The organism is Acidovorax sp. 69, assembly GCF_002797445.1.
Taxonomy (GTDB): domain Bacteria; phylum Pseudomonadota; class Gammaproteobacteria; order Burkholderiales; family Burkholderiaceae_C; genus Acidovorax.
Map to the genome: position 1 here is coordinate 3,995,107 of NZ_PGEP01000001.1, position 15,147 is coordinate 4,010,253.

Below are 15,147 nucleotides of genomic sequence, written 5' to 3' on the forward strand. Positions count from 1 at the left end.
ATGTCTCTGTTAGAAGTCTCCAACCTCCGCATCCGCCTGCAAACCCACCGGGGCCCGGCCGATGCCGTGCGCGGCGTGAGCTTTGCGCTGGCACGCGGCGAAACCCTGGGCCTGATCGGCGAGTCGGGCTGCGGCAAATCGATCACCGCCATGTCGCTCATGGGATTGTTGCCCGACAGTGCGCAAGTCACCGGCAGCATCCGCTTTGATGGGCAAGAACTGGTGGGCCGCACCGATGCACAGATGTGCAAGATGCGCGGCAACCGCATTGGCATGGTGTTCCAGGAGCCCATGACGGCCCTGAACCCCGTGCACACCATTGGCCGCCAGGTGGCCGAGCCACTGCGCCTGCACCGGGGCATGAACGCTACGGCAGCCCGCACAGAGGCCATCGCTCTGCTCGACCGCGTGGGCATCCCCAACGCCGCGCAGCGTTTTGATGCCTACCCGCACCAGTTCTCGGGCGGGCAACGCCAGCGCATCACCATTGCCATGGCCCTGGCCTGCGGGCCTGACCTGCTGATTGCCGACGAGCCCACCACCGCGCTGGACGTGACCATCCAGCAGCAGATCCTGGACCTCATCAGCGACCTGGTGGCTGAGCGCAACATGGCGCTGATCCTGATCTCGCACGACCTGGGCGTGATCTCGCAGAACGTGGACCGCATGATGGTGATGTACGGCGGCAGCGTGGTCGAAAGCGGCTCCACCGCCTCGGTGTTCTCGGCCATGGCCCACCCCTACACCCGCGGGTTGTTCGCGGCACGGCCCCATCTGGGGGCCGTGCACGCACCCGGCCAGCGTCCGCGCCTGTCCACCATCCCCGGCACCGTGCCAGAACTGGTGGACCTGCCTGCGGGCTGCCCGTTTGCCGGACGCTGCAGCTACACCGTGGATGCCTGCCACCACGAACAACCGCCGACCACCCTGGTGGCCACCGACGAAGATGGTGACCACGAAGTGCGCTGCCTGCGCCGCGAGGCCATCGACGAAGCCCAGAGTGCGCAGGCCGTGAAGATTGTCGAGGTGGCGGCATGACCGACGCACTCACCGCTGCAACACCCTCCCCCCTGCTCCAGGTGAAAGACCTGGTGCGCGAATACACGCTGCCGCGTGAACACCTCTTCCGTCCACCCGGCAAGGTGCATGCGCTCAACGGGGTGAGCTTTACCATCGACTCGGGCCGCAGCCTGGGCATCGTCGGCGAATCGGGGTCCGGCAAATCGACGCTGGCGCGCACGGTGATGGCGCTGGACGCGCCGACGGCGGGCACGGTGCACCTGCTCGGGCGCGACCTGCACCAGCTGGCACCGGCCGAACTGCGCCAAGCGCGGCGCGATTTTCAGATGGTGTTTCAGGACCCTTATGGCTCGCTCGATCCGCGCCAGACCGTGGAGCGCATCGTGACCGAGCCGCTGCAGGCCCAGGGCGAAACCAGCCGCTCCGCCCAGCGAGAGCAGGCCGGCCAGGTGCTCGCACAGGTAGGCCTGCGCACCAACGATCTGGACAAGTACCCGCACGAGTTCTCTGGGGGCCAACGCCAGCGCATTGCCATTGCCCGCGCGCTCATCACGCGCCCGCGCCTCATCGTGGCCGACGAGCCGGTGAGCGCACTGGACGTCTCGGTGCAGGCCCAGGTGCTGAACCTGATGCAAGACCTGCAGCAACAGTTCGGCATCACCTACATGCTGATCAGCCACGACCTGGCGGTGGTCAACCACCTGTGCGATGAAGTGGTGGTGCTGTACCAGGGCTGCATTGTCGAGCGCGGCTCGCCCGCCGAGCTGTTTCGCAATGCGCAACACCCCTACACGCAGTCATTGGTGGGCGCCGTGCCCCAGGTGCAACCAGGCCGTGCACGGGCGCGCAGGGCCGCCGCTGCTGCAGCGGCAAAAATCGCATAACCAAATGCGCACGTGATGGTGTAAAAAGCTTTTTGTGTGCCTCGGTAACAAATTGCACCGGGGCCTTCCTTTGGTTTTTGTCTGGTTTTTTGTCTGGAGAGTCCGAACATGCTGAACCGCCGTACCGTCCTTGCCACTGGCGCCATCGCCGCCGTGCCCTTGTCCACATCGCTCAGTGCCCTCGCGCAGGGCCGCAAAGATGCGGTGACGCTGGCCATGACACTGGAGCCACCAGGCCTGGACCCTACCGCCGGCGCAGCCTCTGCCATTGCCGAGATCGTGCAATACAACATCTTCGAGACCCTCACCAAGATCAATGCCGACGGCAGCGTGTCGCCCCTGCTGGCTGAAAGCTGGGAAGTCTCGCCCGATCTCAAGACCTACACCTTCAAGCTGCGCCGTGGCGTGAAGTTCCAGAACGGTGAACCCTTCACCGCCGCCAGCGTCAAGTTCTCGTACGACCGCGCGGGCGGCGAGAAGAGCACCAACAAGGACAAGCGCACATTCGCTGGCATCACCACGCAGGTGGTGGACGACTACACCGTGGTGCTGCTCAACAAGGACATCGACCCCGACCTGCTGTTCGTGCTGGGCCAGGCCACCTCGATCATCGTGGAGCCCAAGAGCGCCGACACCAACGCCAACAAGCCCGTGGGCACCGGCCCTTACCAGCTGCAGGCCTGGAACAAAGGCTCGTCGGTCGTGTTGACCGCGTGGGACGGCTTCCGCGATGCCAAGGCCATCAAGATCAAACGCGCCACCTTCCGCTTCATCTCCGACCCGGCCGCGCAAGTGGCGGCCCTGTTGGCTGGCGACGTGGACGCCTTCCCCCGCGTCACACCGCGCAGCGTGGCGCAGTTCAAGGCCAACCCCAAGTTCCAGGTGGTGGTCAGCGGTTCGCGCGCCAAGACCATCCTCGCCATCAACAACGGCAAGAAGCCGCTCGATGACGTGCGCGTGCGCCGCGCCATCGCAGCTGCCGTGGACCGCAAGGCCGTGATCGAAGGTGCGGGCGACGGCTACGGCGCGCCCATCGGCAGCCACTATGTGCCCGGCGCCTTTGGCTACGTGGACACCACGGGTGTGAACCCCTACGACCCCGAGAAGGCCAAGAAGCTGCTGGCCGAGGCCGGCATCAAGACGCCGCTGGAGCTGACCATGACATTGCCGCCCACGCCCTACGCGCGCCAGGGTGGTGAGGTGATTGCAGCACAGCTGGCCAAGGTCGGCATCGTCGCCAAGATCCAGAACGTGGAATGGGCGCAGTGGCTCAGCGGCACCTATGGCAGCAAGAACTACGACCTGACCATCATCAGCCACGTCGAGCCCTTCGACCTGGGCAACTTTGCCAAGCCGGAGTACTACTGGGCTTACAACTCGCCCAAGTTCAACGACCTGTTCAACCAGATCAAGAACGCCGCCCGCCCCGCCGACCGCTCCCGCCTGCTGGGCGAAGCGCAGCGTCTGCTGGCAGACGATGCGGTGCACGCCTTCCTGTATTCCAACCAATGGATCACGGTGGCCAACAAGAACCTCAAGGGCCTGTGGAAAGACATGCCCGTGTTCGTGAACGACATCTCGTCGCTGTCCTGGTCCTGACCGCTACGCGCCGCTCCCGTTGATGCGGGGGCGGTTTGCTCATCATTTAATAGCTGCCAGCGCTTTACCCATAAGCGCTAGCGGGCTTTTTTACGTATAAATCTCTCTGCGCCCCGCCATGACTGCCCTGCACGACCTGCCCGCCCACGAACTCCTTGCTGCCTATCGCCAGCGCACGCTGTCCCCCGTGGAGGTCACGCAGGCCGTGCTGGCGCACATCGAGCGCTGGGAGCCCCACATCCGCGCCACCTACCTGTTGCGACCCGAGGCCGCCCTGGCCCAGGCCCGCGCGTCGGAAGCCCGCTGGTTGCGGGGCGAGCCCAAAGGCGCGCTCGACGGCGTGCCCAGCACCATCAAGGAAAACATCTCGACCCAGGGCGACCCCAACCCAGCAGGCACAGCGGCGGTGGAGCTGACGCCCCAACCCGTCGATGCCCCCGCCGCCGCACGCATGCGCGAAGCGGGCGCGGTCATCGTGTCCAAAACCACCATGCCGGACTACGGCATGCTCTCCTCGGGCCTGTCTTCGTTCCATCCGTTGTCGCGCAACCCCTGGGATGTGAGCAAAGGCCCCGGCGGCTCCAGCGCGGGTGCGGGCGCCGCTGCCGCCGCAGGTTATGGGCCGCTGCACATTGGCACGGACATCGGCGGCTCCCTGCGCCTGCCCGCCAGCTGGTGCGGCATCTTCACCCTCAAACCCAGCCTGGGCCGCATCCCGCTGGACCCTCCCTTCACCGGGCGTGCGGCAGGGCCCATGACACGCACCGTGGCGGATTCGGCGCTGATGATGCAGGTGCTCAGCCAGCCCGACGCCCGCGACAGCATGAGCCTGCCCGCGCAGGACATCGCCTGGAGCCAGTTCAACAAGGGCGCCGAACGCCTGCGTGGCCTGCGCATTGGCCTGCTGCTGGATGCCGGCTGTGGCCTGCCCGTGGAGCCCGAGGTCAAAGCCGCCATCGAGCGCGCAGCGCACCTGATGGAAAGCGCAGGCGCCACCATCGTGCCCATGGCGCCCTTCATGACGCAAACCATGCTCGACGGCATGGACCACTACTGGCGCATGCGCTCGCACATCGACCTGAACGCCCTGCCCGCAGAGCGCCGCAACAAGGTACTGCCCTACATCCGCGCCTGGGCCGACAGCGCGGCGGGCATGAGCGGCACCGAGGTTTTCAACGCCAGCCACCAGTTCCACCTGACGCGCGTGGCCACGGTCAAGGCCTGCAGCGCCTTTGACTATGTGATCTCACCCGTGGCCCCCATGCCCGCCTTCCAGGCCGAGCTGCCCTCACCCACCAACGACCCACTGCGCCCGCTGGAGCACATCGGCTTTACCGTCCCGTTCAACATGTCCGAGCAGCCTGCGGCCTCGGTCAACTGCGGCTACACCCGCAGCGGTTTGCCCATCGGCCTGCAGATTGCGGGCGCACGCTTTGACGACCTGGGCGTGCTGCAGGTGGCGCACGCGTTCGAGCTGATTCGCGAGCCCCAGCGCGCCTGGCCCCAGCCACCTGCGGCTTAACCCTTGGCCGCCTGATGCACTGTTGTTGGTAACCTTGAGGGCACGCTCCGGGTGTGCTGCCCCGCCATTCGATGGTGGGCAAACACCGCGGGCCCCAGCAACCCAACACTTCACACAAGCACCGCATGGACATCCTCATCCTGGCGATCCTCATTGCCACCGGCACCTTCATGCTCAATGCCAAAGAGCAGCGCAAGCGCATTGCGCTGCTGGGCAAGCACCTGGCCAACTACCAGATTGAAAAACTGATGGAGGCCCTGACCGATGGCTACCTGCGCGCGCTGGGCGAAAGCACCGATGAGCGCCGCAGCCAGATCTGGAGCCTGCTGAGCACCACCGAATCACAACTGAGCGAGCAGTTCAGCCGGTTTGCCGCCGATTTCGCCAAGCTGGACGAAACCCAGACCCGCATCAGTCGGCTCTCACTGCCCATTCCGTTCGCAGAGCGGCTGCTGCCCAGCTTCACCTTCGACATGCGCCGCGCGCTGGCCATTCATGCACGCGGCATTGCCCATGTGGTGGAGAACACAGGCCACCTCGCCGCCAAGGACCGGGCCTACATGATGACCGCCGAGCTGTTTCTCATGCAGCACACCTGCCACTGGTTCTGCAAGTCCAAGACCATTGCCACCGCCCGCATGCTGGCGCGCCACCAGACCCCCCACGATCAGCTCGTGGCTTCGGTGTCGGCCGAAACGCGCAACGCCTACCAGACACTGATCCAAGGCGGCTGAACACGGTCGCCCAACCATGCCCCATGCCATCCTCTACGCACACCCGCACGACCGATAGCCTGGGCAACCCCGTCACGCTGCACGACACCTCCAGCGTGGCCGCGCTGAACGATTTTGTCGAAGGCTTCATCGCCTGCGAAGCCCGCGCCGTCAACGTGCTCAACGCGGCGGCCGACCCCAGCCCCATCGTGCAAGCCAGCGCTGCCGCTTTGCACATGTTTGCTGAGTCATCCGATGCGCCGCGCAACGCCCGCCCCTTCATCGACCAGGCCCTGGCCCACGCCCCCAAGGCCAGCGAGCGCGAGCAGCGCTTTGTGGCCGCCGTGGCCGCCTGGGTGGATGGCGACCTGCCCCGCGCCATCGCGCTGCATGAAGAACAAGCACGCCAGCACCCCCGCGACCTGGCCTCCCTCAAGCTCGGCCAATACCACCTGTTCAACCGGGGCGACTCCCCCGGCATGCTGCGCATCGCCCTGCAGGCCCTGCCCGCCGCCGCCGAGGTGCCCTACCTGCACGGCATGCTGGCCTTTGGCTGGGAGCAATGCCACCGACTGCCAGAGGCCGAAGCCTCCGCGCGCCGCGCCATCACCCTGTGCCGCAAAGAGCCCTGGGCCCACCACGCGCTGGCCCACGTCATGCTGACCCAAGGGCGCATTGCAGAAGGCACCGACTTCATGACCAGCGTCAGCGACACATGGACGGGACTCAACTCCTTCATGGTCACGCACAACTGGTGGCACCAGGCGCTGTTTTTGCTGGAGCAAGACCGGCACGCCGACGTGCTGGCGCTCTATGACAGCCAAGTGTGGGGTGTGGTCAAGGATTACACGCAAGACCAGATCAATGCCGTGTCGCTGCTGGCGCGGCTGGAGCTGGCCGGTGTCGATGTAGGCGACCGCTGGACCGACGTGGCCGACCACCTGGCATCGCGCGTGGCCGACCATGTGCTGCCGTTTCTGGACCTGCAATACCTCTACGGGCTGGCCCGCGCAGGCCGCACCGACGCTGCAACTACGCTGCGACACAACATCACGGCCCACGCCGAGACCCGCACCGAAGCCCATGAGCGCACCGTGTGGCAGCAGGTGTGTGTGCCTGCCGCCCACGGCCTGCTGGCGCACGCCCAAGGCGACTGGGCCACGGCGGCGCACCAGCTCGGCGTGGCCCTGCCCCGCTTGGTGGAGATAGGCGGCAGCCACGCGCAACGCGACCTGTTCCACCAGATCTGGCTAGACGCGCTGCAGCGCAACGGCCAATGGGCCGCCGCGCAGAATTTGCTGCAGCCACAGGTCAACGGGCAACCCGAGTCCCAGCGATTGCGGCGGCAAGTGAAGGCGGTGAACCAGGCGCTGGGCTTGCCTGCGGGGGCAGGGTAAAACTCAGCGGCCTGTCGGCTTTCGGCTTTTCGCGTGGTTTCATGATACTTTTGGGCTCTAGCGCTTATCTACAAAGCGCTACTAGCTCCTAAAAATAGAGCAAATAACCACATACAGTCACCCGCACTGCCACTTTTACCCGAACTCACAAGGCATCCAGCAAGCTGAAAATGCAGTGCCCGCGCCTTGTGCAATTGCGCCTGCAACGGCAGCAACAGGTTCTCAGGCAACACCGTCACCCGGTCTTTGTTGCCCCTGCCCTCCCGAATCACGATCTCGCGCCGCGCAAACTCCACATCCTTGACCCGCAGCCGCAGGGCCTCCAGCAAACGCATGCCCGTGCCATTGAGCAACTGCGCAATCAGCCCTGTCGTGCCCTGCATATGCAACAGCAACGCACGCACCTCGCCGGGCGTCAATACCACCGGCAAGCGCTTGGGCGTCTTGGCCTGGACGACCTCGTCGAGCCAAGGCAAATCAATACCCAGCACCTGCTTGTACAAATACAAAAGCGCCGCCTTGGCTTGGTTTTGGGTAGAGGCCGACACCTGCCTGTCTACCGCCAAGTGGGTCAAAAACGCCTCCACCTCCACACCGCCCATCTCCTGCGGGAGCCGCTTGCCATGAAACAAGATAAAGCGCCGCGCCCAATCCACATAAGCCGCCTCGGTGCGGATGCTGTAATGGCGCGTGCGCAAGTGGTCGTGCAACCGATCCAATAGTTTGGGTGCTGGGGCAGCCCCCCGCACCGCAGATAGGGTGGGTGGAGCCGGATCGGAAGACGATGTCATCCGGGAAATTTTAGGTTTGCCTAAATACCATCGTCTCGGTACTATCCCCATGTACCATTTGATACATCTTGTTTTGGCTCACCAATTTACTTACGATGGCTGTCGTCTAAATCTAGTTAAGCCGCAAGGCACCATCGCGTTAATTGAACGGTCGTATTGACAGCTGTATCGGAGGAAGCAAATGGGGCTGTTTGATTGGTTTCGTCGATCGAGTCCAGAGCAAGTCATGCAGGCCGAACTCCGCCGCTTAGCCACTGGACTCTTTCCAGGGGGGCAGGAAGAGATAACTACTGCTGGCCGCAATATTTCAGCTCTGCTGGACAACCGCATTCCACACGATGCCGCGGCCAAGCTCTACGCCTCTACCAAATACCTCGCGCATACGGCCGCGGACAAGAGTAAGGCCCGTGTCGTCGCATACATCCAGCGCCAGGGTATGGGGCGTATAAGCGCTGAAGAAGCATCTGCAATCTACGATCAATTCTTTGCTGACCAAGTGGCGCGTCCAAACGCCCCTCCGGCAGCCCAGCCGCAACCCGCTTCCCACGCGCCGGATGGCTACACCCGCGATCGTGCAATCGTTATACGCGCAACGTCTAGTGTTCAGGGAATCGACGCAGAGTATCAGTGGCTCGAGGCTCACTTCGGCAAGCAAGACCGAGATTGGTCCATCGAGATGCGGATGAACGGCACCGAAGGCTCCAAGTCATACGAAACCTTTCTGATTCGGCTGGCCAACGGCGAAGAGAAAGATGTTCACTTTGACATTTCGTCCTTCTATGGTCGTTTCTAGAGCACCGCGGCTACCCCTTCGTTGCACCCGAGATGCTGCGGCTGGCTTCCCAGCTTCCGCCATCGCGGTGAACTCAAATGTTAGGAGCTAAGCAGCATGATCATCGCGTTGATTGAGGTTGTTGTAGGTACCTTTGTTCTATTCACCATAGCCCGTATCGCTTACACACCACTAGTGACTCGGTCCGGTTGGTTCTGGGTTGCCTTGGTTGCTATCCTTGCCATCACAAACATGCTGCTCCATCGATTTGTTATTGGCAGCTCTATTAATCCACCTTTCTTCACGGCCGTTTTCTTCGGCATCACACTTGCTGGGCTAACTCCGAAAGAGTCGGCCACAGGTGAGCCCTGGCACAAACGAGGTATTTACGGCGTCGTAGTCGGTAGTCTTATCGGCTGGGCTTCATATGCCGAGGTTGTCTCAACATAGTGGCTAGGCGTGGACGTTCCTAACAAGGCATTCAAGCGGACGGGCTGCGCCCGCCGCTTAACTTGAGCGTTAGCAGGCTGCTGAAATACTGCCGAAAAGCACAAAATGAAAATTTTGAAGACGCTCCACCCTTGTCGGGGAAAATAATCACTTGCCCTTCTATTAATCGGTCGATTTTTCGACTCGCAGATAAGCAATCCAGCATTTCAAAAGTACGCTAGAATTAAAATATGTCCAAATTAAATAAACGCATAGTTGTTTTAACTTGTTTTTGGATTTCCTGTTTTTCCCAAGCGCAGCAGCCAACTCAAAAAGAGATCGATATATACGTTAAGCAGCTAGAAAATGTAACTAATGAGCTATGCGACGTAGTTACCAAGCAGTACAAGAAAAATAAAAGTGAATGCCAACGCAAGGCAGGAAAAATATATCTGAATTGCTCGGAGGATGCAGACATACCACAATGCGTCAAATCAGGTCTGGATAAATATCTGATTCAACTGGAACTGGCGCGATCCAATCGATAGGCAAGTTACCTGTGCCATTCATTGATTCTCAATCACTGGTGTGCACTTCGGAGTTGAGGTCGCCCCTTCCCAAGCATCTATCCGCTGGGTTTTTTGCCGTGTGCCGGGCTTCGCCTTGGGTTGCTGCGTTCGTTTCAAGCATTTTGCCGGCTCCGTGGCGCTGTGCTTTTCGCGGTTTGCGCCCGTCTGCGATTCAGTGGTTTCTTTTTTGGCTTCTAGACCTAACTGTGCAGTCAAGCCGACCCACCTTCGGCAGGCGGCTTACTTTCGGCGTTAGACGCCACTTGGAACGACATTGATGCGTATCAACTACTGCGGAGCCAGCGCGCCCATAGTAGAAGTTCATCCAAGGAGTGCCATCATGCTTTCAAGACTGCCTGCGTTTGAACTGTGCTTTTTCGCTCTTGTGTCTGCCTTGCCAGCAACCCACACACTCGCTCAGGTAAGCCCCGCACCAAAACCGCAGTCGTTCTCATCAAAGCCAGTGCAAAACAGCCCCGTTACGGGCGATCCGAGCAAAGAGATTCTTCTGCTATCCGTTTCAATCGCTCCTGGTGGCGCGGTACCAACCCACATCCATCCAGGGGACTGCGTCGGTTCTGTTGTCGAAGGTTCCGTAGAGCTGATCGTCGAAGGCAAAGAGCCCCGCCGCATGTCAGCAGGCGAGGCCTATGCCAACCCACGCGGAACGGCTCACTCGTTCCGCAACACAAGCGATAGCCAAGCACGCCTCTTGAACACGCTGGTAGTAGACAAAGGCGTCCCGCCGGTGCAATCGGTTCCGGCGCAGTCCAAGCCGTAGCATGCAGGCCGCGGCGTCTAACCCTTCCATCGAGAGGACGTCACCCGGCAAGCCGGGGCGAGCCTCTCATGTCAAACGTTAGCGCACCAACAATTTCTTCTGGTCGTACACCGGCTGCTCTGGCAGATCTGCCAGGTGGCGCACATCGGCCCAGTCCAGCACCTCCACCACATCGCCGCTCACCCGCACGCGGTTGAGCCCGGCATTGGGGATGTCGCTCTGGCGGGGGCCATCCAGGCCGGTGCCGCGTGCGGTGCGCCAGATCATGTCGAGCACGCCTCCGTGGGTGACGACCATGACCTTCTGGCCCTGGTGCTGCTGGGCGATGCGGCGCACGGCGTCCATCACGCGGGTGTGAAACTGGCGCGTGGTCTCGCCGCCGGGCATGCCGTAGTCGGCTTCAAAACGCAACCACTGGGCCCAGGCGTCGGCGTGTTCGACCTTGACGTCGTCCACCCGTTTGCCGTCCACCACGCCGAACGCCTGCTCGCGCAGGGCGCTGTCGGTACGGGTGTCGATGCTAGCACCGGGAAACAGCACCTGCAGGCTGGGCGCGGCGGTCTGCTGGGTGCGGATGAGGTCACTGCAGACCAGGTGGTCGACCGCCCATTGGTCGGCAGCCAGGCGTTCTGCCAGACGGCGGGCCTGTTCATGGCCGGTGGCGTTCAGGGGCACGTCCACCTGGCCCTGGAAGCGCAGTTCGCGGTTCCAGTCAGTTTCTCCGTGGCGGATGAGGATGAATTCGGTCATGTGATCCATTATCGAATGTGTGCACACTATTGCAAGCCTTTTTGCCTGCTAGCGCTTATGCGTAAAGCACTGGTAGCTATGATTTTTATATCAATTCACACTAGGCGTGCCTGCTGCTTCAGCTTCAGCTTGGGCTTGAGCTGCCGCCGCCAATACCGCTAACGCATCGGCACGACCAGCACCTTGCGGCGCGGGTGGCAGCCGGGGCCTTCGTGGACGGCGCTGTCGCGCTCCCAGCCGGGGCCGGGCGAGGTTTGGGCGCAGACCCGCGCGCCGTCCACCGTGCTGCGCCAGTAGTACCAGGGCGCGGGGGCGGCCGGTGCCCACAGGGGCGTCAGCAAAAGCAGGGCGAACAAAAGGCGGGGGGCGAATGGCATGTGGTGCAAGCAAGGCATCCAGCGATGCCGTGCCCTGCCATGCTAAGCGGCCTGCGCCGTGCCGATGCCCAGAAAAGCGGTGGATTGGTGGACCGCAGCTTCACCCGACCCGTTGCCGTGGGCACACGCCAAACCCGCGGATGCTGAGCGGGTCGAAGCGCTGCGCAGGGCCACACGGGCTCAGCCCGAAGGGCTCTGCACCATGGCACGCGAATCCATCTCGGCGGTCACGATCCAGCCTTCGAGCGGGTCCAGCCCCGGCGGCAAACCGTAAAGCGCGTCGCCGTCGTCGGCCTGGCGCTGCTGGGCCCACGCGGCTTGCAACAGGCAGAGCACCGCATCCAGCGTGTCGCCACTGGCGTCGTCTACCAACGCATCGCGCTGGGCATGGCTGAGCTTGAGGCGCAGGCCCAGGCGCGTGCTGCCCAGCTCCAGCGCGTTCACCAGGTCCTTGCGGGCGATCAGGCGGTCGGGGGTCTGCTTGGCGCGGTCGTCGCTTTTGTAGCTGCGGCGCTGCAGCACCTCGCGCGCGAGCAGGCCGGGGTAGGCCTCCAGCGCCACGCGGCGCGGGTCGCCTGCACACAGGCCCGGCAGGTGCGCGCCTGCGTCCAGCAGCAGTGGCACACCGGCGTGCAGCATGTAGGCGACGGGCGGGTTCACCCATTTCATGGACGGGCTGGAGCCTGCGGGGCCGTCGGTGGCGCGGTGGGCAAACTTGCCGCCCACGGGGCGGGCATCGCAGAACGCGGCGAACTGGCCGCGGATCTGCTCCCGCGTCAGGCTGCGGTAGTGCCGCATGCACGCCTGCCAGTCTGTGGGCCAGCCCAGCGCCTGCACCAGCTCGCGCGGCAGGCCAAAGGGCAGATCGAACCCGCCCACCCAGTCGCCGGGCTGGGCGAGCCACTGGCCGAACGCAGTCAGGGTGTCAAAACGCTCCAGCCCCGTGAGCTGCACGCGCGCGCCCTGGCGCTGGCCCAGCGCCAGCACGATGGGTTTGCGCCGCGTGGGGCTGCTGGAGAAATCGCAGCCGATCAGCAGGGGCGGTGCAGCTGTCGTCATCCCAATGCCAAGGCGGTCACACCCGCCGCAATACACAGCGCACCGCAGATGCGCGCCACGCGGTCGCCCTCGCCCAGCAAGTGCCCGCCGATCAGTGCCGCAAACAGCATGGACACCTCACGGGCCGGGGCCACGTGCGACATGGGGGCCTGCTGCATGGCGTACAGCACGAGCACATAGGCCACGGGGCTGACCACAGCCACCAGCAGCGCAAAGCGCCACTGCGCCAGCCACAGCGTGCGGGCGGTGAGCAGGTCACGCAGCACCACCGGCGCCAGCAGGCCCACGCGCACAAAGTTACCCATGTAGTCGATGAGGATGGGCGACATCAGCAAGAACTTGACCGCATAGCCATCGACCACCGTATAGCTGGCTATGAAGGCGCCCGTGAGCAAACCGTAGGCCATGCCTTTGTGCACCCGCGCCCGCGCGGTGGGGTCGTGGGCGGCGCGCAGCAAGCCCGGGCCACCGGCAATGAGGAACACGCCACCCACCACCCCCACGATGCCCAGCGCACCCAGCGCCGAGATGCGCTCGCCCAGCAGCGTGATGGCCACCAGCGACGACATCAGCGGCCCCGAGCCCCGCGCCAGCGGGTACACCACCGTGAGGTCTGCCACACGATAACCACGCAGCAAGATGACAAAGTAGCCCACGTGCAGCAGCCCGCTGGCAGCCACAAAGCCCCACTCTGTAGCGCCCCACAGCGGCACCGCGTCGCGCCCCAGGTACCAGCCCAGCGGCGCCCAGAACAGCATCATCAGCACCGAGGTAAAGAACGCAAACCGCGAATCGCCGCCCGCCTTTTTGGCCACGATGTTCCAGCAGGCATGGATGAGCCCGGCCAGGATGATGAGCGCGAAGGCGGTGAGGGTCACGGGCGAAAAACAGAGCGGCTTGAATGAAAAAAGCCGCAGCGCGGTGGCGGCTGCGGCTGAGCGAGGAGGAGGACTACAACATCCATAAAAAGCGGGCGTGAGGGACGTAGTGCGCGGCCTCTGAGTGCATTTCCCTTGACTGGGTTCACCCGACCGTTCGGGCTGAGTTGGTCAAAGCCCTGGCGCCCTCTGGGAACAACCCTTCGACGGGCTCAGGGCGAACGGACTTGGGAGCTTGCCTGCCGCCAAAATCCCACAGTATCAAGCGCGACCAATGATGGAAGCCGTCGCCATCAACTCTTCAAGCAGTGCAAACGACACTTTGCCCGACACCGCATACGGGTCCAGCTCGGGCCTTTCGGAGTATTTGAGCAAGATCGAGTGGTTGATCTTGGACAGGTTCACCTGCCCCATGGTCCAGCCACCAAAACGGCGCTCGGCGATTTCTTCGTAGTGCAGCAGCTCTACATTCTTGTGGCGCTGGTCCCGCTGAATGTGGCCATACAGCTCATTCACCGCAGAGCGGCCGCCCTCGATGGCTTGCAGAAACACACCACCGCCGTAGCACAACACGCCGGTGATGCCGGAGCCCGGGTTGTGCTGGCGCGACTGGCTGAGGATGGCTTCGATGGCGGCGGGCGACGTGTCGACCGCGCGGCTGGCGTAAAGCAGGCGTACCAACATGGCTTAGTTCTTTCTGGGGATGAGAGACAGAAATTCACGGCGCAGGGCGCTGTCCTTGAGGAACACGCCGCGCATGACCGAATTGATCATCTTGCTGTCCATGTCGCGCACACCGCGCCAGGACATGCAGAAGTGGCTGGCCTCCATGACGATGGCCAGGCCGTCGGGCTGGGTTTTTTCCATGATGAGGTCGGCCAGTTGCACCACGGCTTCTTCCTGGATCTGGGGGCGCCCCATGACCCAGTCAACCAGGCGCGCGTATTTCGACAGACCGATCACGTTGGTGTGCTCGTTGGGCATCACGCCGATCCAGATCTTGCCGATGACGGGGCAAAAATGGTGGCTGCAGGCGCTGCGCACGGTGAGCGGGCCCACGATCATCAGCTCGTTCAGGTGCTCGGCGTTCGGGAACTCGGTGATGGGGGGCTGCGTGACATAGCGGCCTTTGAACACCTCGTTGAGGTACATCTTGGCCACGCGGCGCGCGGTGTTGTTGGTGTTGTGGTCGCCAGCGGTGTCGATCACCATGCTGTCGAGCACGCCCTGCATCTTGACCTCGACCTCATCCAGCAGCCTCTCCAGCTCACCGGGTTCAATGAACTCGGCGATGTTGTCGTTGGCATTGAAGCGTTTGCGAGAGGCGTTGATCCGCTCGCGGATCTTCACGGAAACGGGGGTGCCTTCTTCATCCGGCGGGGTGGTCGTCATAGCGGCGGCGGGTTGACTGGACATGGGCAGAATCGTACCAGCGAAAGAAGCAGGACTGAGTCCAAGGGTTTTGGGCCTGAAGCGCTTTATTTACAAGCGCCAATAGCTACTAAAAACATAGCAAACCACAACAAAAGGCGCTCGCGTGGCTCAGAGCGCACGGTGCCACCTGCTGCGCAAGAAACTCGCGCTCCACCAGCCACGCGGCCCAAGA

The 15,147-nt window shown here is 63.1% G+C and carries 17 protein-coding genes; 10 read left to right on the forward strand and 7 right to left on the reverse strand.

From position 1 onward, the window contains the following. From CLU85_RS18325 to CLU85_RS18350, 6 genes are all read left to right on the forward strand, one after another. On the forward strand, positions 1 to 1,038 hold the full coding sequence (locus CLU85_RS18325) for an ABC transporter ATP-binding protein (protein WP_100411513.1): 1,038 nt from the start codon (positions 1 to 3) through the stop codon (positions 1,036 to 1,038). Continuing rightward, entirely contained in the window at positions 1,035 to 1,904 is an 870-nt protein-coding gene (locus CLU85_RS18330; RefSeq protein ID WP_100411514.1) for an ATP-binding cassette domain-containing protein, read from the forward strand. The genes CLU85_RS18325 and CLU85_RS18330 overlap by 4 nt, the downstream gene beginning before the upstream one ends. Positions 1,905 to 2,012: 108 nt before the next feature. Further along, positions 2,013 to 3,503: an ABC transporter substrate-binding protein gene (locus CLU85_RS18335; protein ID WP_100411515.1), complete on the forward strand. Its 1,491-nt coding sequence runs from the start codon at positions 2,013 to 2,015 to the stop codon at positions 3,501 to 3,503. Positions 3,504 to 3,621: 118 nt separating this feature from the next. Beyond that, positions 3,622 to 5,025 (forward strand): amidase, encoded by a 1,404-nt coding sequence (locus CLU85_RS18340; protein WP_100411516.1) that lies wholly within the window; start codon positions 3,622 to 3,624, stop codon positions 5,023 to 5,025. Positions 5,026 to 5,150: 125 nt separating this feature from the next. Beyond that, entirely contained in the window at positions 5,151 to 5,759 is a 609-nt protein-coding gene (locus tag CLU85_RS18345; protein ID WP_100412640.1) for a hypothetical protein, read from the forward strand. Positions 5,760 to 5,782: 23 nt separating this feature from the next. Beyond that, complete coding sequence (locus CLU85_RS18350) at positions 5,783 to 7,135, forward strand: tetratricopeptide repeat protein (protein ID WP_100411517.1); 1,353 nt, start codon at positions 5,783 to 5,785, stop codon at positions 7,133 to 7,135. 68 nt (positions 7,136 to 7,203) lie between these two features. On the opposite strand, the gene CLU85_RS18355 is transcribed toward CLU85_RS18350, so the two are convergent. Next, positions 7,204 to 7,926, reverse strand: a complete 723-nt coding sequence (locus CLU85_RS18355; protein WP_100411518.1) for a phage integrase N-terminal SAM-like domain-containing protein — start codon at positions 7,924 to 7,926, stop codon at positions 7,204 to 7,206. Positions 7,927 to 8,152: 226 nt separating this feature from the next. On the opposite strand from CLU85_RS18355, the gene CLU85_RS18360 reads away from it, so the two are divergent. The 4 genes from CLU85_RS18360 to CLU85_RS18370 all read left to right on the forward strand — a co-directional run bounded on the left by CLU85_RS18360 (position 8,153) and on the right by CLU85_RS18370 (position 10,477). After that, a complete protein-coding gene (locus CLU85_RS18360; protein ID WP_157803989.1) occupies positions 8,153 to 8,719 on the forward strand; it encodes a hypothetical protein in 567 nt (188 codons plus the stop codon). 96 nt (positions 8,720 to 8,815) lie between these two features. After that, on the forward strand, positions 8,816 to 9,148 hold the full coding sequence (locus CLU85_RS18365) for a hypothetical protein (RefSeq protein WP_100411520.1): 333 nt from the start codon (positions 8,816 to 8,818) through the stop codon (positions 9,146 to 9,148). A gap of 681 nt (positions 9,149 to 9,829) precedes the next feature. Further along, on the forward strand, positions 9,830 to 9,952 hold the full coding sequence (locus tag CLU85_RS23660; RefSeq protein WP_369858321.1) for a DUF1010 domain-containing protein: 123 nt from the start codon (positions 9,830 to 9,832) through the stop codon (positions 9,950 to 9,952). Between the two features lie 84 nt (positions 9,953 to 10,036). After that, positions 10,037 to 10,477, forward strand: coding sequence for a cupin domain-containing protein (locus CLU85_RS18370; RefSeq protein ID WP_157803990.1), 441 nt, complete (start codon positions 10,037 to 10,039; stop codon positions 10,475 to 10,477). A 78-nt stretch (positions 10,478 to 10,555) separates the two neighbouring features. Here the strand turns inward: CLU85_RS18370 and CLU85_RS18375 are convergent, their stop codons facing one another. The 6 genes from CLU85_RS18375 to folE form a co-directional block, all read right to left on the reverse strand. Continuing rightward, positions 10,556 to 11,227 (reverse strand): histidine phosphatase family protein, encoded by a 672-nt coding sequence (locus CLU85_RS18375; protein ID WP_100412641.1) that lies wholly within the window; start codon positions 11,225 to 11,227, stop codon positions 10,556 to 10,558. A gap of 158 nt (positions 11,228 to 11,385) precedes the next feature. Continuing rightward, positions 11,386 to 11,604, reverse strand: a complete 219-nt coding sequence (locus tag CLU85_RS18380; RefSeq protein WP_100411522.1) for a hypothetical protein — start codon at positions 11,602 to 11,604, stop codon at positions 11,386 to 11,388. Positions 11,605 to 11,784: 180 nt separating this feature from the next. Continuing rightward, a complete protein-coding gene (locus CLU85_RS18385) occupies positions 11,785 to 12,663 on the reverse strand; it encodes a DUF429 domain-containing protein (RefSeq protein WP_100411523.1) in 879 nt (292 codons plus the stop codon). Beyond that, entirely contained in the window at positions 12,660 to 13,541 is an 882-nt protein-coding gene (locus tag CLU85_RS18390; protein ID WP_100411524.1) for a DMT family transporter, read from the reverse strand. The genes CLU85_RS18385 and CLU85_RS18390 overlap by 4 nt, the downstream gene beginning before the upstream one ends. Positions 13,542 to 13,802: 261 nt before the next feature. After that, positions 13,803 to 14,225 carry a BLUF domain-containing protein gene (locus CLU85_RS18395; RefSeq protein WP_100411525.1) on the reverse strand — a complete coding sequence of 141 codons (423 nt, stop codon included), beginning with the start codon at positions 14,223 to 14,225 and terminating at the stop codon, positions 13,803 to 13,805. Between the two features lie 3 nt (positions 14,226 to 14,228). Beyond that, positions 14,229 to 14,957, reverse strand: a complete 729-nt coding sequence (folE, locus tag CLU85_RS18400) for a GTP cyclohydrolase I (RefSeq protein WP_100411526.1) — start codon at positions 14,955 to 14,957, stop codon at positions 14,229 to 14,231. Between the last annotated feature and the right edge of the window lie 190 nt (positions 14,958 to 15,147).